Source organism: Corallococcus exercitus, assembly GCF_042231735.1.
GTDB lineage: Bacteria > Myxococcota > Myxococcia > Myxococcales > Myxococcaceae > Corallococcus > Corallococcus exercitus_B.
Genome location: NZ_CP102577.1, coordinates 6,613,004 through 6,628,691, shown reverse-complemented (window position 1 = coordinate 6,628,691; position 15,688 = coordinate 6,613,004). Strand labels below are relative to the sequence as shown.

The 15,688-nt window shown below is 73.1% G+C and carries 12 protein-coding genes; 4 read left to right on the top strand and 8 right to left on the bottom strand.

The window, feature by feature from the left end; genetic code table 11:
• Positions 1 to 278 precede the first annotated feature (278 nt).
• The 5 genes from NR792_RS26380 to NR792_RS26360 form a co-directional block, all read right to left on the bottom strand.
• Entirely contained in the window at positions 279 to 3,479 is a 3,201-nt protein-coding gene (locus NR792_RS26380; RefSeq protein WP_375755457.1) for an AAA family ATPase, read from the bottom strand.
• The gene (locus NR792_RS26375; RefSeq protein WP_375755456.1) at positions 3,476 to 4,726 is read right to left on the bottom strand and encodes an exonuclease SbcCD subunit D; all 1,251 of its coding nucleotides are present in this window, start codon (positions 4,724 to 4,726) and stop codon (positions 3,476 to 3,478) included. Before NR792_RS26375 ends, NR792_RS26380 begins: the two co-directional genes overlap by 4 nt.
• 265 nt (positions 4,727 to 4,991) lie before the next feature.
• Entirely contained in the window at positions 4,992 to 5,516 is a 525-nt protein-coding gene (locus tag NR792_RS26370) for a hypothetical protein (RefSeq protein WP_375755455.1), read from the bottom strand.
• A gap of 146 nt (positions 5,517 to 5,662) precedes the next feature.
• Complete coding sequence (locus NR792_RS26365) at positions 5,663 to 6,622, bottom strand: SAM-dependent methyltransferase (protein ID WP_375755454.1); 960 nt, start codon at positions 6,620 to 6,622, stop codon at positions 5,663 to 5,665.
• Entirely contained in the window at positions 6,619 to 7,974 is a 1,356-nt protein-coding gene (locus tag NR792_RS26360; RefSeq protein WP_375755453.1) for a sensor histidine kinase, read from the bottom strand. Before NR792_RS26360 ends, NR792_RS26365 begins: the two co-directional genes overlap by 4 nt.
• A gap of 282 nt (positions 7,975 to 8,256) precedes the next feature.
• Between NR792_RS26360 and NR792_RS26355 the strand changes: the two genes are divergently transcribed.
• On the top strand, positions 8,257 to 8,877 hold the full coding sequence (locus tag NR792_RS26355) for a hypothetical protein (RefSeq protein WP_375755452.1): 621 nt from the start codon (positions 8,257 to 8,259) through the stop codon (positions 8,875 to 8,877).
• A gap of 4 nt (positions 8,878 to 8,881) precedes the next feature.
• Here NR792_RS26355 and NR792_RS26350 read toward each other — a convergent pair whose 3' ends face one another.
• On the bottom strand, positions 8,882 to 9,616 hold the full coding sequence (locus tag NR792_RS26350) for an SAM-dependent methyltransferase (protein WP_375755451.1): 735 nt from the start codon (positions 9,614 to 9,616) through the stop codon (positions 8,882 to 8,884).
• Between the two features lie 202 nt (positions 9,617 to 9,818).
• On the opposite strand from NR792_RS26350, the gene NR792_RS26345 reads away from it, so the two are divergent.
• Positions 9,819 to 10,607 carry an alpha/beta fold hydrolase gene (locus NR792_RS26345; RefSeq protein ID WP_375755450.1) on the top strand — a complete coding sequence of 263 codons (789 nt, stop codon included), beginning with the start codon at positions 9,819 to 9,821 and terminating at the stop codon, positions 10,605 to 10,607.
• A gap of 13 nt (positions 10,608 to 10,620) precedes the next feature.
• Positions 10,621 to 11,055 (top strand): hypothetical protein, encoded by a 435-nt coding sequence (locus NR792_RS26340; protein WP_375755449.1) that lies wholly within the window; start codon positions 10,621 to 10,623, stop codon positions 11,053 to 11,055.
• Between the two features lie 9 nt (positions 11,056 to 11,064).
• Here NR792_RS26340 and NR792_RS26335 read toward each other — a convergent pair whose 3' ends face one another.
• Positions 11,065 to 11,760, bottom strand: coding sequence for a molybdopterin-dependent oxidoreductase (locus NR792_RS26335; protein ID WP_375755447.1), 696 nt, complete (start codon positions 11,758 to 11,760; stop codon positions 11,065 to 11,067).
• Positions 11,753 to 12,412: a cytochrome b/b6 domain-containing protein gene (locus tag NR792_RS26330; protein ID WP_375755446.1), complete on the bottom strand. Its 660-nt coding sequence runs from the start codon at positions 12,410 to 12,412 to the stop codon at positions 11,753 to 11,755. Before NR792_RS26330 ends, NR792_RS26335 begins: the two co-directional genes overlap by 8 nt.
• 565 nt (positions 12,413 to 12,977) lie before the next feature.
• Between NR792_RS26330 and NR792_RS26325 the strand changes: the two genes are divergently transcribed.
• Positions 12,978 to 15,626: a right-handed parallel beta-helix repeat-containing protein gene (locus tag NR792_RS26325; RefSeq protein ID WP_375755445.1), complete on the top strand. Its 2,649-nt coding sequence runs from the start codon at positions 12,978 to 12,980 to the stop codon at positions 15,624 to 15,626.
• Positions 15,627 to 15,688 lie beyond the last annotated feature (62 nt).

Here is a 15,688-nt window from a genome sequence, read left to right as displayed (position 1 = left end):
GAGGTGGGGATGCTGGGGGCAGAGCCGCCGGTGTCCAAGGGCTCGGAACGCAGAGCGGACCGGGCAGAGGGGGAAAGGGTTTCGGGGGTCGATCTTCCGGGACTCAAGGTTTTCGGCAGTCGACGTCTAAAAGGAAAAGCAGGACGGACGCGGGTCTTTGGGGGCCGCATCCGGATGAGGGGGACCCCTCGGGGGAGGGGTTGAGTTACTGGGAGCGCGTCGAGGGGGCGCGCTCCCAGTATTTTTTTGTGCGCCGAAGTTCGGCGCTTCGCCGCTTCCTACCCGCTGGAGACCACCCGCAGGGGGTGGGCCGCTTCGCGGGAGGGCTTCGTGGCGCCGGGCAGCTCCAGCACGTGGGCGCCTTCCGCTTCGAAGTGCTCGCGCAGCCACGGGTGGCAGGTGAAGGCGATGACCTGGTGGTGTTCCGCCAGCCTCGCGAAGAGCCGCACCGCGCCCCGGGCCCTTTCCGAATCGAAGTTCACCAGCACGTCGTCCGTGATGAGCGGCAGCGCGCCCCGCGTCTCTCCGAAGTCGCGGATGACGGCCAGCCGGAACGCGAGGAACAGCTGCTCGCGCGTGCCCCGGGACAGCTGCTCCGCGCTCCAGTCCCTCGCGCCGTCGCTCACGCGCAGCTCGCGCGCGTCCCCGGCCGGGATGAAGACGCGGCGGTAGCGTCCCGCCGTCAGCTCGGAGAACAGCTCGCTCGCCAGCTGGATGACGCGGGGCTGCTGCTCCTCCTCGAACCGCCGGCGCGCCCGGCCCAGCAACGCCAGCGTCAGCCGGTCCGCCGCGTAGCGCGTGGCCAGCTCCGCGGCCTTCGCCCGCAGCGTCTCCTCCTGGATGCGCAGCCGCGACACGCGGTCGTCGTTCTCCCACTGCGACAGCTGCGTCTTCAGGCTGCCCTGCTCCGTGAGCACCGCCTTGTGCCGCTCGCCTTCCGCGCGGTGGCGCTCGCGCAGCGTGGCCAGCTGCTCCTTCAGGCCCGCCTCGCCTCCCGCCGCGTGGACCTCCTCGCGCGCCGTGTTCTCACCCAGGCCGGTGAGGGCCTGCACCCGCTGGACGTGCTCGCGCACCCGGGTCACCAGCTCCGCGTACCGGCGTGCCTGCACCGCGCGGCGGCGGAAGGTGGCCTCGTCCTGGCAACCCCCTTCCGCGAGCAGCGCCTCCCACGCCTGGTCCTCGTCCAGCACCAGCTGGTCCAGCCGCGCCTTCTCCGCCAGCAGCTCTCCGCGCTGACCGTCCAGGTGCCGCTGGTCCGCCGCCCGCGAGCGCACCTCCTCCAGCGCCACGGACACCCGCGCGGCCACCGTCTCCGCCGGCCCCGGGGGCAGCCCCGCGGCGCGTGCCTCCTGGAGCAGCCGCGCCGTCACCGCGTCACACGCGGCCTCCGCCACCGTGAACTCCTCTTCGTCCGTGCGCAGGTCCAAGAGCCGCTGCCGCAGCGCCGCGGCGTCGCGCCACAGCGTCAGCGCCGAGGCCGAGGAGAGGGCCTCCGGGAAGCGGCGCTCCCCCAGGAACGCCACCCACTCCTCGCGCAGCATCTCCTCGCGTTGGGCCGCGCGCAGCCGTGCCTCCTCCGCGCGCTGGTCCTCGCGCACCGCCGCGTCCCAGGCCGCGCGCAGCGTGTCCTCTTCACGCAGGAGCAGCTCGCGCCGCTCCGCCTGCGTCAGCAGCTCCGCGAGCTGCACCTCCTGCGCGGCCAGGTCCGCCAGCGACGCGCCCGGGGAGAGCCCCGCCGCGCCGGACGCGTGCAGCAGCTCCCGCTGGAGCAGCTCCTCGCGCGCGCTCATCGCCGCCTGCACCGAGCGGAAGCGCTCCTCCTCCTGCTGCCGCCAGCGATGCCGCGCCGCCTGCGCCTCCAGGCTGGCGTGCCGGGCCGTCTCCACGCGATGGCGCACGAGCAGCAACAACCCCACCAGCATCATCCCGCCCACCGCGCACAGCATGCCCACCGTCACGTTCGCGACCCACGCCGCGAGCACCGCGAACCCCATCGCCACGCCCGCCGCCGCCACCACCCAGGACAGCGGCAACAGCGAGCGCATCGGCACCGCGTCCGTGGGGGCCCGCACGCCGTCCATCTGGCGGCGCTGGTCCATGCGCTGCTCGGCCAGCCGCTCCAGGTCCCCGCGCACCGCGCGCATGCGCCCCACCGCCGCCTGCCGCTGACGCACCTGCGCGGGGCGCTCCTCCGGCAGGGCCTCCACCTCCGTCCGCACCCGCGCCAGCGCCGTCTCCAGCCGCGCCCGCTCCTCGCGCGTGCGCGCCTGCTCCACCTCCACCTGCGCGAGCGCCGCGTCCGCCGCGTCCAGCCTCGCCGCGAGCGACTCCAGCTCTCCCCGCGCCCGAGCGCCCAGGTCCAGCGCGAGCAGCCCGTCCGCGTCCACCGCGAGCCCCAGCTCTTCCAGCGACTGCTCCAGCTGCCTCCGCCGCGACAGGAGCGCTGCCCTGCGCGCGGGCAGCGCACGCAGCTGCTCCGAGTGCCCGGAGTACGTGGCCAGCGCCGTGCGCAGGGACTCGGCGCGCTCGCGCACGGGCCATGGGGCCGCCAGCCGCTCCCGCGCTTCTTCGATGGGCGTCAGCCGCTCATGCAGCTGCGCCTGCTGGGCCCGGTACGTCTTGCGCCGCTGGAGCACGTCCTCCAGCCGCGTCTCCGCGCCCGGCGGGAAGGTGTCCAGCACCGGCAGCGTGGCCAGCTCCGCCCGGTCGCGCGCGAGCACCGCCAGGTCCCCCAGCGCGGACTCCAGCCGCGCGGCGTGGTCCAGCGCGTGCTCGGCCTGCTTGCGCGCCACCTCCAGCGCATGGCCTTCCGCGATGCGCTCCGCCAGCCGGTCGCGCGTGGAGAAGTAGAGCGCGGGCCGGTCTCCCGCCTCGCGCAGCGCCTGCTGCACGTCCTCCAGCTCCTTCATCACGCGGTTGAGCTCGGGCTTCTGGCCGCGCGGGGCGTAGAGCCCTTCCGCGTCCTTGCGCAGCCGCTCCACCGCTTCCGGCAACCGACGCGCGCCCTGCATGCCCGCGGCGAACAGCGCCTCCGACACGCCGCGCTGCTGCGCGAGCCGCTGGAAGGAGGACAGCTCATCCAGGCGGAAGGCGAACACCTCGAAGAACAGCTCGCGCGGCACGTCCGCCAGCGCCTGGTCGAGCAGCGTCTCCGGCAGCGGCTGCCCCTCCGGACTCCGCACCGTGAGCGTGCCTTCCGATGCACGCTTCCCGCCGTGGCGGTGCACCACCAGCGGGCCGGACGCCGTCTCCAGCCACAGCTCGCCGCCGAAGAGCGCGCCCTCCGGTTCGTAGCGCTCCGGCTGGCCGCGCTTCTCGAAGCCGAACAGCACGCCGCGCAGGAACGCGAGCAGCGTGCTCTTGCCCGCCTCGTTGGGCCCGTACAAGAGCGTGAGCCCCGGCCCCGGCGTCCCCGAGTACCCGCGGAAGTGCCCGAAGCCGTCCACCTGGAAGCGGTTGATGCGCAGGCCCGGCTTCATGATGCCTCCTCGTGGAGCTGCTCCACGCCGCGCTGCCCGGCCTGCATCACCAGCTCCGGCCGGGGCGCCTCCAGCGCATCCACGCCCAGCCGCTTGAGCCGCTGTCCCAGCGTCGTCAGGTCCTCGTCGTCCCACAGCGCCGCGAGCGCCGCGTCGTCGTGCGACAGCGTCTGCGCCTCCTCCAGCAGCGTGCCCAGGAAGCCGCCCCCGGCGCGCACCGCCTCCAGGTCCACCTCCGGCCGGCTGCCATCGCGCAGCGACTCCAGCAGCACCGGCGGATGCGCCCGGGCCAGGCGCTCGCGCAGGTCCGCCTCCAGCTGCGACCGGGCGCCCGGCCGCGTGAGCTCCCGGTGCAGCGGGCCGCGCCCGGCCAACGTCAGGCGCACCGCGTGCCCGTCGAAGTCCTCCGCGCAGCGCGACTCCACCACCTCCGTGGCCACCGCCTGGAGCATGTCCAGCGACGTGACGCCCGCGAGCGGCACGTCCAGCCGGTGCCAGCGCACGCGGTCCACCGGCACGAACCTCCGGCGCGCGACGCCGTCCTCCACGTCCACCACCACGCAGCCGCGCTCGCCCGTCTCGTGGACGTGCCGGCCCTGCGGGTTGCCCGGGTACACCGCCACGCCGCCGCCGGGCAGCAGGTGCTCCGCGCGCGTGTGCACGTGGCCCAGGGCCCAGTAGTCCAGCCCGCCCGCCGCCAGGTCCGCGGCCGTGCAGGGCGCGTAGTTCGCGTGGCCCGCGTCTCCGCCCAGGTTCGCGTGCAAGAGGCCCACGCTGAAGTGCTCACCGGTGCGGCGGAATCTCGCGGACAGGTTCTCGCGCACCTCCACGTCCGGATAGGACACGCCCTGCACGTGGCACAGCCCGCGGCCCTCGCGCCGCACCTCCACGTCCTCCCACTCCGGGCCGAACACCTTCACCGACGAGGGCAGCTCCAGCGTGCCGGTGTCGCCGCTCAGCGGATCATGGTTGCCGTGGACGATGAAGGTCTGGATGCCCGCGCGGTCCAGCCGCGCCAGCTCCGTGCGCAGCGTGAGCCGGGCGCGCACCGAGCGGTCCTTCACGTCGAACAGGTCCCCGGCCAAGAGGAGGAACGTCACGCGCTCGCGCAGGCACACGTCCACGATGCGCGCGAGGGCATGGAAGGTGGACTGCTGGAAGCGCTCCAGGAGCGGGCCGTGCGTGGCCACGCCCCGGAACGGCGTGTCCAGATGGAGATCCGCAGCGTGCACGAAGGAGAAGCGCATCGTGCGGGCACCGTACCCGAGTCCCGCCGTCTACCCGACTTTCCCACCCCGAAGGGTGATGCGCCGGTGGACACAGAGGACGTCCCGGGGTCGCACGCGGAGTCCACCGCTGGAAACCCGGCACGTTGGACGCACGGGCAGCCCCTTGCGCTTCGCGCGAAGGCCCGCACCCCACCGGCGTGTCGAGGGTGGAGCGCCGAGGGAGGGGCGCGGGCGTGGCAGCTCGGCCCGCCCGCGCCGTCCCGAGGCATCGAGGCATCAAGGCCTAGCGGGTGGTCTCGTTCCCGGAGCCGCCCGTGGTGCCGCCCGAGCCGCCGGTGCTGCCCGCGCCGCCCATGTCGCTGCCCGAGCCCTCGGTGGCGGATCCGCCAGTGCCGGCGCCCGAGGGGTCGCCCGAGCCGCTGGAGCCCTCCATGGGCGAGCCCGTGCTGCCCGAGCCACCGGAGCCTTCCATGCCGGTGCCGGAGCCTTCGATGCCAGAGCCGGAGCCTTCGATGCCGGAGCCGCCGGTCGTGTCGACGCCCGAGCCGCCGGTGCCCGCGTCACCGCCGCCGCCGCTGCCCTGGTCCATCGTCGAGCCCGTGCCCGCGCCCGAGCTTCCGCCCGAGCCCACGCCCTGCTCGTTCCCCGTCCCCATCCCGGTGTCGGAGCCTCCGGAGCCTCCCGTTCCGCCCTGCTGCGCTCCGGAGCCTCCCATGCCCTCCTGCGAGCGGTCACGGCTCTGACAACCCGTCAGCGTCATCGCGCCCGCCACCGCGCCCAGCACCAGCCATCGCGTCAAGCTCTTCATGTCGAACCCCCGTGTTGATGTGACGACCCCAAGGCTGGGGGTCCGCCAGCGCGGGAGCATCGTCCGCGGGCTCAACAGGGATGGGCCGTCCGTCCTCCGGGGCGCGGGATGGGCGCTCGCCAGGCCGCCCGTTCTCATGGGGCGCTTCAGGACTCGCGGCGCAGCACGAGCAGCGCGTACTCCAGGCCTCCGTCGAGCAGGCCCTGCTGCAGCCACAGGTGCTCGCGCCGGGACTCCGCGCGCACGGCGTTGAGCGCGGCGCGCAGGTTCTTCGCCTCACCGGAAGCGCAGGCCATGTGCTCGTGGACGAGCAGCTCCGAGCTCAGCGTCCAGAAGCCCACCGCCCGCGCGGACACGTCGTCGTGCGCCTCCAGCTCCAGGCCCGCCTCGCGCGCGTCGGCGAGGAACGCGTGCACGCTGCCCAGCTGCTTGCGCCACGCGTCCTCGGACGGGTGCACCGCGTTGGGGCGCACCCAGAAGCAGTCCGCGACGGCCAGCAGGCCGCCGGGCTTGAGCCGCGCGTGCACGCCGCGCAGCCACTCCGCGCGGGGCAGGGCGCAGGTGTGCTCCACGGCGATGATGGCGTCGTAGCACTCGCGGTTTCGCGGCGGCTCGCCCGTGCACAGCCGGGGCTGCACGCGCGCGCACATGCCGGCTTCGTGCACGAACCTGCGCACGTGCTCCAGGTGCGTGGGCACGGTCACCATCGCGGTCACCCGCGCGCGGTGCTCCTGGGCCCAGTACAGCGCGCTGCCGCCCAGGACGCTGCCTGCGTCCAGCACGTCGCCGCCGTCCGGAAAGGGCCCCATGGCGCGCGCCAGCTCCGCCAGCAGCGCTTCCTGCGAACCCCTCAGGCGCTCCATCAGCTCCGGCCCCGGCGTGCCGGGCGGGGGCAGCCGGTCCACCAGCCCCGTGTGGCCATACACCCGGGGGCCATGGCCCTGGCGCACCAGGCCGCGCGCGGCGAGGGCCTCGTGGTAGGTCCACACGTCGCACGGCGTGAGCGGGGACGGGCCCGTGTTGGAAGGGGCCACCACTTCATTCGCGTCCCGCCCGCGCGTCAGGGGCGTGGACAGGGGCGGGATGGGGGCGCTCAGGGGCTTCATGGGTACTCCCGGGGCAGCAGGATGCGGAGCAGGGCGCCGCCGCCCGGTCCGTTGTTCCGGTGCAGCAGGCCGCCGCTGGCGCGCAGCAGGCACTCGCTGGTGTAGAGGCCCAGCCCCGTGCCCTGGGACTTGGTCGTGTAGAGCTCCTCCGCGGGCGCGTTGAGGCGCTCCGGGGGGAAGCCGGGTCCGTCGTCTTCAATCTCCACCTCCAGGCGTCCGCTGAGCGGCTCGGTGCGCGCGCGGATGTAGACGCGGGACGCGCCCTGTTCGCCATTGCCCTCGCAGGCGTTGACGACCAGGTTCTCCACCACCCGGCGCAGCGTGAGCGGCCCGCCGCGCAGCAGCGCGCGAGGCGGCCCGGGCGGCTCCAGCTGCACGTGGATGTCCACGTACGGAAAGCGCAGGGACACCTGGGCCTGCACGGACTCCAGCACCAGCCCCAGGTCCACGGCCTCCGGCTCGGTGCCGGCGAAGCGGCGGCTCTTGGCGCGCACCTCCTTCACCATCTCCTGGAGCTGCCGCAGGCTGTCCTGGAGCTGGCGGGCCTGGTCGTCGAAGCCGCTGCGCGCGAGCACGCCGCGCTGCGTGCCGAACGCCTTCATCATGTCCGCGGCGGTGCCGGCCTCATGCAGCGCCTGGTCCATGACCTGGTGGTGGCCCAGGATTTCCGCCATCGCCTGGGTGAGGCGGCCCACGTCGCGCTCCTGCTGCTCCACCAGCTGCGCGTGCACGGCGGCGCGCAGGCGGTCCGCGTCCGCGCGGGCCCGGTCGTAGCGCACGGCGAGCGCGCCCAGGTACAGCTGCGCCAGCAGCGCCGCGGGGCCCACGACGGCGAAGAGCACCGCGTGCTGGAGGCTCCGCGCCAGGGGCAGGGCGCCCAGCAGGGCCGCGAGCGTGCCCACCGCGAGGAAGGGCTCGCGCCACGTCACCCGGTAGCGCCGGCCATGCACAGCGGTGGTGCCAAGGAGCAGCACGCCGAAGACGAGCGCCCCGGGGAGCGCCGCGAGCGCCATGAGGCTCGCGAGGAAGAAGTGCAGCAGCGCCAGGCCCGGCAGCCACGCGAGCCAGCCCCACGCGGCCACGCGTCTGCGGCGCGCGTGCACCCGGGCGAAGGCCACGCGGTGGATGGCGCACGGCAGGAAGCACGCGAGCGCGGGCGCGGGGGGCACGGCGAGGAGGGCATGGACGCCGGGCGCCCACGCGACGACGCCCACGAGCGCCGAGCCCCGGAGGAGGAAGCCCGCGAGGGGGCGCACGCGCAGCGAGGCGAGGAGCCGGCCCGCGTCCTGGGCGCGCATCCAGCGCCGGAAGGCCGTCACGCCACGGCACGAGGACACGGGCGGGGACTTCATGCGCGCGCTCCGCGGGACCGCGACGCGGCGGCGTGGGCAGGGTGGTGCCCGGACGGATGCGGGTCTCCGCGATGTGGACGCATGCTGGTCAACCCCCCGGCACCAGGCGCAGCCCTCGACAGGGGGAAGCAAACGGCGGCGGGGACCTCCCGGTCAAACCCGGGGGCACCGGCACTGTTGGCCAGTCCGCTGGCCCTGGCTTCCGGGCCAGGAGGGGGGAGGGCTCCTGTCCGGAGCGACAGTGCTTGGGAGGGCCCTCGGGGCGCGGTAGAGGGGCGCCCCATGCGTGACAGAATCCAGACGGTGTTGCGGCAGCTGGTTCAGGTTCCGGAGTTGGAAGTGCGGTGGCTGCACACGGTGTCGCTGCTGGAGTTCATTGGTGCGCGGAAGATTTCGCGCACGGTGGCGGACCGGCATCCGTCGCTGGAGGTGCTGGGGCACCTGGCGGACGAGACGCGCCACGCGTTCACGTTCAAGCGGCTGGCCTGTGAAGTCGCGGGCCGCGAGGACGTGACGGAGTTCCTGAGCGTGGGCGCGGCGTCCGCGTGGTTCCAGTCATTGGACCGGCAGCTGGCGGAGTGGGTGACGGGGGTGACGGGGACGGCGGACGTGTACCTGCACTACCTGCTCACGACGGCGGTGGTGGAGCGCCGGGCGATGGTGCTCTATCCGCTCTACAAGGCGGCCACGCGGCACGCGGTGGTGCGCGAGGAGCTGGGGCGCGTGGTGGTGGAGGAGCAGTCCCACCGCCGCGCCATCGAGGACGCCTGTCAGCAGCGCCTGGAGAAGGCGGGCGTGACGCTGGAGCCCGCGCTCGCGCTGGAGGAGCGCCTGTTCGAGACGTTCCTCACCCAGCTGGAGAAGGACGTGGCCCAGGCGCTCGCGGGAGCGCAGGCGGCCTGAGCCGTCAGGCCTCGCCCGGCGGCGGTTCTTCCGCGTCGCCCGCCACGCTGGACAGCTCCAGCTTGCCGCCCGTCCAGGTCGCCTGGAGGTTCCTCGCGCGGCGCGCGCGCTTGCGGCTCAGCTCCACGCCCACCGCGTCCAGGCCCAGCGCGTTGGCCACCGCGAGCGCGGTGCCGTGGCCGCAGAAGGGGTCCACCACCGTGCGCGTGCGCGTCTGCTCCAGGATGAAGCGACAGGCCACGAGGCATGCGTTGAGCCCCATGCCTCGCGTCCACGTCACCTCGCCGGGCTCCGGCAACACGTCCGCCGTGGACTTCGCCGCGTCCGCCTTCAGCCCCCGGCTGAAGCACAGCAGGTGCGAGTACGCCGGCCTCCCGAACGTCACCGTCCCCGGTGTCCGGCGACACACCACCTTGTGCCAGAGCGTGTCGCACCCCGCGGCCTCCGCCGCCTTCGACACCAGGTAGCCCTTGTCCACCCACGCCCCGTCCTTCTTCACGTCGGACTGGTAGAACACCGCCACCCCGTCCTGGGGCACCCGCGACAACACCTTCGCCGCCGCCCCCACGAACCAGTCCTTCCACTGGGGCACCGTGAGCGACGGGAACTCGGAGACGTCCGGCAGCGACGCCACCACCGAACACCCGTCCAGCACCGGCCGCGCCTCCAGCCACGCGAGCGCGTCCTCGCAGTACACCGTGCGCTTCGCTCCCGCCGTCCCGCTGCGTCCATCCCTCATGACGCCCCCGAGTCTGCCGCAAAGCGCCCACCCACTCCCACCCTTCATTCCCACCCGCCGCGCCTACCCGACGGGACAGCCCGCCCCTCATCCCTCCAGACAACCCCCGAGCCTGTGGACGGCCACGCCCGACTCATGGCTTGCTACGCTTCCCCTTTAAGTCACGACTTCCAGCTGTTTCCCCCCTCGGAGGAAGACCCCCATGCCCACGACGAACGCGACGGATGGCACACCCCTGCACTACCGGGTCCTGGGGGACGGTTCTCGCGACGTGGTGCTGGTGCATGGGTGGATGGTGTCCGGCGCGGTGTGGGACCCGATGCTGGAGAAGCTGGACATGACGGGGCTGCGGCTCATCGTCCTGGACCACCGGGGCACCGGGCAGTCCGGGCGGCCGGCGTCGGGGTACTCGCTGGAGCAGTACGCGAAGGACGTGCTGGCGGTGGCGGACCACGCGAAGGCGCAGCGCTTCGCGCTGGTGGGCCACAGCATGGGCGGGCAGATTGCCCAGTGGGTGGCCTCGGAGGCGCCCGCGCGCGTCACCGGCCTGGTGCTGGCGAACACGGTGCCCGCGTCGGGGCTGCCCCTGCCGCCGGACGCGGCGGGCCTGTTCCGCACCTCGGCGGGGGACCGGGAGAAGCAGAAGACCATCCTCGGCCTGGCGTGCAAGCAGCTGTCGCCGGAGTCGCTGGAGGTCCTGCTGAAGGACTCGGGCGCGGTGGGCAAGGACGCCATCGAGCAGTGCTTCGACTCCTGGACGGCGGGGGGCTTCGCGCACCGGCTGGCCGCCATCACGGCGCCCACGCTGGTGGTGGCCACGGATGATCCGTTCCTGCCGCCGATGTTCCTCAAGCAGGCGGTGGTGGGGCTCATCCAGAACGCGCGCCTGACGCACCTGCCGGGGCCGGGGCACTACCCCCAGGTGGAGCGTCCGGCGGAGACGGCGGCGCTGCTGTCGGCGTTCCTCGCGGGCAACGCCGCGCAGGCCTGAAGGAGGACGTGACATGGCCTGGGGTATGTCCTTCGAACGCGACGCCGAGCACGACGTCGTCACCGCGAGCTTCACCGACTGCATCCTGGTGACGGATGAGGACGTGTATCGCTGGCGGCGCGAGGTGGAGGAGCAGTTCGCGAAGTTCAACGGCCGGGTGGACCTGCTCATCAACCTGGACGGGCTCATCATCCGCCACACCGCGGGGCGCACCTTCGGGCAGGTGCGCCGCGAGGTGCTGGAGCGCAACACGCACCGCTCGTTCCGCTACGGCGGCGACGAGATGACGCGCACGTTCATCAACACCAGCGGCGCCATCAACGGCGCGGCGGTGAACCACTACCCCACGCGCGAGGCCGCCCTGGCGGCCCTGCTCGCCGAGCGCGAGGCCCTGCGCAAGCGCGGCTTCACGCCGTTCCTGCCGGGCGTCATCAACACCAAGCGCTGAAGCGGTGCGCTACACGCCGGCGAACCACTCGTAGCCGCGGTCCTCCCAGGTGCCCCCCGTGGCCTCCGGGAGGAAGCGCACGGTGGTGAGGTACTTCACCATCTTGTAGCCCAGCTTCACGCCCGAATAGAGGCGCAGGGGCGCGCCATGGCCGGGGATGAGCGGCGCGCCGTTCATGCCGTACGCGAGCACGGTCTGCGGGTGCAGCGCGCTCGGCGCGTCCCACGACGAGTAATAGCCCTGGTCGAACGAGCGGAACTCCACGAAGCCCGCGCGCGGGTCCATGCCCACGGCCTGCGCCAGGTCGCTGACGCGCACGCCATGCCATGACGCCACCGCGCTCCAGCCCTCCACGCAGTGGTGGCGGATCCGGAAGTCGGTCCGGGGCAGCTGGCGCAGCTCCTCCAGCGAGAAGGCACGTGGCCGGGCCACGAGTCCGCCGACCTCCAGGCGCCAGCCGGCGGGGGCCAGCGGCACGGTGTCGGAGAGGAAGTAGTGGGGGAAGTCGCCGGGCGGGGTGAGCTGTCCGGCGGGCTCCTCGGGGGCGAGCCGGGTGGGGCTGAAGAGGGCGGCCTGGGCGCGCTCGTTGAAGCGGTCCATGGCGCCGAGGAAGCCCGCGCGTGGGCGCTGCGAATCGCAGGCGCTGGTGGCGAGCGCGGCGGCGCCCAGGAGGACGCGGCGGCGCGTGAGGACCCGCTCAGGCATCGGGCTTCCTCCCGCCGGTGAGCATCTCCCCGAAGGTGCGCGGGTGCAGGGCGACGAGGACGACGTGGCCCACGGTGAAGAGGGCGAGCAGCCCGAGCAGCAGCAGGTGGATGAACCGGGCGGGGTCGTAGCCACCGAAGAGGGCCGTGAGCCACTGGAGCTGCACGGGCTTGTAGAGGACGAGCCCGGACAGGACGGACAGCGCGCCCAGGACGAGGGCGGCCGTGTACGCCAGCCGCTGGAGCCCGTTGTAGAGGCCTGTCCGCGCGGGCGCGGGACGCAGCCGCAGGTAGTACGCGAGCGTGGCCACGGCGTCGCGCGTGTCGCGGCGCGGGAGGAACAGGCGGCGGCGCCACTCGCCGCTGAGCGCGAGGTAGAGCACGTACACGAGCCCGTTGAGGGCCAGGAACCAGCCGAACGCGAAGTGCCAGCTCCGCGCCCCCGCGAGCCAGTCCCCCAGGCGCAGCCACGACGGCGGCATGGCGTCCTGGAAGGGATAGAGCGCGAAGGGCCGTCCGCGAGGCCCCATGCGCGGATACGCGACGAGGATCTGCAACCCGCTGGCCGCGAGGATGGCGAGCAGCGGCACGTTGGCCCAGTGAGCGAGCCGGATGGGCCAGGGCTGGGGACGGCGGGGCTCGGGCGGGTGCACGCGGCGGAGCCCAGCACCGCGACGTGGACGGGGACCATGCGGCGGGAGGACGGCGCGAACGCACGGGAGAGGACTTCGCCATTGCGGCGCCACCGCCCGCACCTTGCGTCCGGTGCACCCATGGCCATGCGCCAGCTGCTCTTCCCGCCCCATCCCCATCGCCCTCCTCGCCCCAACCTCGCCCATCCCACCAGAGGGGTCTGACATGGACTTCCCGGGCCGACGCGGCCTCGGGCCCCATGCGGCGAAAACCTGTCCGACTGTCGGACAGGTTTGGCGGACCGTGCGCCCGGCGGCGCGCCTCTGCCCGGGAATCCGCGTGGTCGTCCGCGAACGCCTCGTCGCAGTCCGCGGTCGCGCTTCGCGGAGCGCTTCGGGCTCAGGCGTTGTTGACGGCCTTCTGGCCGACTCCCTGGGCTCGCCGCAGTACCCGCCCTCGGGTCGCGGAGGATTGGCAGGCATTGGACTGCGTGCCGGGCACACATGGCCGCGGGTCCCCGTGGATTGGACGGCTGGGAGTGACCCGGTATCGTTCCTGTTCCCGTCCGCCTTCCCCGAGGATGCCGTGACCCTGAAGCCAGCCAATGCCGTGCTCCTCGTGGGGGCGTTGTTGTCGACCCTGGTCGGTTGCGTGGAGGAGGAGCCCTCCTTCACGGCGCCACTGGCGGGTGGCGCGCGGGTCGTGGTCGCGCTGCCCCGGTCGTCGGAGGCCGTCACGGTGACGACCACGGTGACGCACGCTTCCGGTGCCACGGAGTCGAAGGCGCTGACGCCCAAGACGGATCCGGATGGCGGCATCGCATGGTCGACCGTCGTGAAGCCGGAGTCCTCCGAGGAGGAGATCCGGCTGGCCGTGGACGCCGTGAACGGCGCGGACGGCATCGTGGGCGCCCTGAGCCTGGACGCCGGCGTGAAGCTGCCGCTGTATGAAGAAGCGCTCGTGGTCCTGGTGCCGCTGCCCGAGTCCGGCCTGCCGGAACTGGCCAACCACGCGCCGCGCATCCACGAAGTGCGCGCGCCGAGCAGCATCGTGGCGCCGGGCGACACCGTGCAACTGAGCGCGCAGGCCAGTGACCTGGAGGGGGATGCGCTCACCTACGCCTGGACCGCCTCCTCCGGAGTGCTCGACTGCGTGGACACGACCTGCGCGTGGACGGCGGAGTTCCCGGAGCCCGATGGCGGCGTTGACCCGGAGTTCCTGCTGTCCGATGGCGGCGTCGACTCGGAGATCGCTCATGACGCGTTGATCCGCCTGCGCGTCACGGATGCCCAGGGCGCGGTGTCCACGCTCCAGTTCCGCATCGGCATGGGCACCACGCGCGCTCCGCCGACGCTGGATTTCACGGCGTTCAACCGCGCCCCCGTGCCCTCCGAAGCGGGAGCCCCCCAGGACGTCAAGCTGAACGAGGAGTTCCAGGTCCAGGCGAAGGTCCAGGACGAGGACGGCCCCAAGGACGTGCTGACGTACGCCTGGAGCGCGACGTGCGAGGGCACCTTCCGTGACGCCACCGCCGCCATGCCCGTCTTCACGCCAACGGCGGTGCCGACGGAGTGCGGCTGCCAGTTGAAGGGCGCCGTGACGGACGGCTTCGGCGGAAGCACGGAGCAGCTCGTGAACCTGTGCGTGCGGCAGGACGCGCCGCCCGTCCTTGGCGACGCCACGCTGTCCGCGCAGTCCGCGCTCGCGGGTGAACGCGTGACGTTCTCCGTGAAGGCGAAGGACCCACGTGGCGAGGCGATGACGTTCACCTGGACGTCGAACGCGGGCGCGCTCGGCACGGCCACGGGGGACGGCACGACGAGCACGGTGGACTGGACGGAGCTCACCTGCCTGCCGGCGGACGTCACGCCCACGGTGGAGGTGGTGGTGAAGAACACCTCGGGCGCGAGCGCGCGGCATTCCTTCTCCGTGGCCTGGGCAGGCCGGCGCTGCGGTCCGGGAGAGACCCCCTGCGCCATCACCCTGTCACCGGGACAGGTGACGCTGCGCGAGGACTGCGTGGTCCAGAGCGCGGTGTTCATCCCGGACGGCTTCACGTTCAACGGGGCCAGGCACACGCTGACCGCGACCGAGGATGGGGCCGGGACCCACTACACGGGCGCGGTGCTGCGCAACCGGGGCACGGTGGCGAACGTGCGCGACGTGACCGTGACGGCGCGGAACCTGTCGGACGTGTGTGACGCGGACGTGGACCGGCTGCGCGGCATCCTGCTGGAGGGCGCGAGCGGCACCATCGAGGACACGGTGGTGGAGGACCTGAACCAGGCCGGCAACATCGGGGGCTGCCAGGAGGGCTTCGCCATCGACGTGCGCAACATGGCGGCGGACGCCACGCCGGTGACGGTGGTCCTCCGGGGCAACCGGCTGACGGGCTACCAGAAGGCGGGCGTGGTGGTGCTGGGGCCGGTGGCGGTGACGGTGGAGGACAACGTCATCGACGGCCTGGGCCCCACCGACCGCATCGCGCGCATCGGCATCCAGCTGGCGTATGGGGTTTCCGGGCAGGTGGTGGGCAACCAGGTGAAGGGCAACGCGTACGAGTTCGAGCGCGACTGGGGCTCCGGCATCATGGTGCTGGGCGGCGAGTACTACGGCGCGGGGCGGGAGCTGTGCCACGACCTGCTCATCCAGGACAACGCGCTGACGGAGAACGACGTCGGCATCAACCTGCTGCAATCGGTGGGGGGGGACTTCACCCCTCCGGCCACGTCGCAGAACCTCCAGGTGCTCGGCAACACGCTGAGCAATACGACGCTGACGGCCAGCTACCAGGCCGCCATCGCGGACAACGGGACCGCGAACCTCATCAGCCGCAACCGCATCAGCGGTGAAGGGTACGACCCCGAGGTGTATCCGGAGAACGTGCTCGCCCTGGACGTGACGACGCAGGGCGAGGAGCGCCAGGTGGGCTTCGCCACCCCCGCGCGGACGCTGGACGTGGGGACGTGCTCGGAGGTGCTGGGGGTGCAGGGCTGGGACCTGGCGGGCAACCTGGCCCCGCTGTCCGTGCCGGAGGTGACGCTGGCCGCGTCGGATCCGGGCGCGACCTTCCACCTGCTGCCGGACTGCTCGGATGCGCCCGTGACGGTGGTGAGCCTCAAGAACTCGCAGCGCGAGGGCCTCTTCCACGTCAAGGCCGCGACCGCGGGCCCGCTGACCCTCACGGCGACGGGCGACGGCGCCAGCAAGACCCAGGAGCAGACGGTCCGCTGATCCACGCGTGCTCCGCGTGCGCGTGAGGTGCCGCCCCCGGTCCAGGGGGACACATCTGTCGC

What these genes read in the sequence shown, in the direction of transcription:
- NR792_RS26375 (WP_375755456.1), bottom strand. Translation starts at nt 4,726, where the DNA reads ATGCGCTTCTCCTTCGTGCACGCTGCGGATCTCCATCTGGACACGCCG.
- NR792_RS26360 (WP_375755453.1), bottom strand. Translation starts at nt 7,974, where the DNA reads ATGAAGTCCCCGCCCGTGTCCTCGTGCCGTGGCGTGACGGCCTTCCGG.
- NR792_RS26340 (WP_375755449.1), top strand. Translation starts at nt 10,621, where the DNA reads ATGGCCTGGGGTATGTCCTTCGAACGCGACGCCGAGCACGACGTCGTC.
- NR792_RS26345 (WP_375755450.1), top strand. Translation starts at nt 9,819, where the DNA reads ATGCCCACGACGAACGCGACGGATGGCACACCCCTGCACTACCGGGTC.
- NR792_RS26355 (WP_375755452.1), top strand. Translation starts at nt 8,257, where the DNA reads ATGCGTGACAGAATCCAGACGGTGTTGCGGCAGCTGGTTCAGGTTCCG.
- NR792_RS26380 (WP_375755457.1), bottom strand. Translation starts at nt 3,479, where the DNA reads ATGAAGCCGGGCCTGCGCATCAACCGCTTCCAGGTGGACGGCTTCGGG.
- NR792_RS26335 (WP_375755447.1), bottom strand. Translation starts at nt 11,760, where the DNA reads ATGCCTGAGCGGGTCCTCACGCGCCGCCGCGTCCTCCTGGGCGCCGCC.
- NR792_RS26370 (WP_375755455.1), bottom strand. Translation starts at nt 5,516, where the DNA reads ATGAAGAGCTTGACGCGATGGCTGGTGCTGGGCGCGGTGGCGGGCGCG.
- NR792_RS26365 (WP_375755454.1), bottom strand. Translation starts at nt 6,622, where the DNA reads ATGAAGCCCCTGAGCGCCCCCATCCCGCCCCTGTCCACGCCCCTGACG.
- NR792_RS26350 (WP_375755451.1), bottom strand. Translation starts at nt 9,616, where the DNA reads ATGAGGGATGGACGCAGCGGGACGGCGGGAGCGAAGCGCACGGTGTAC.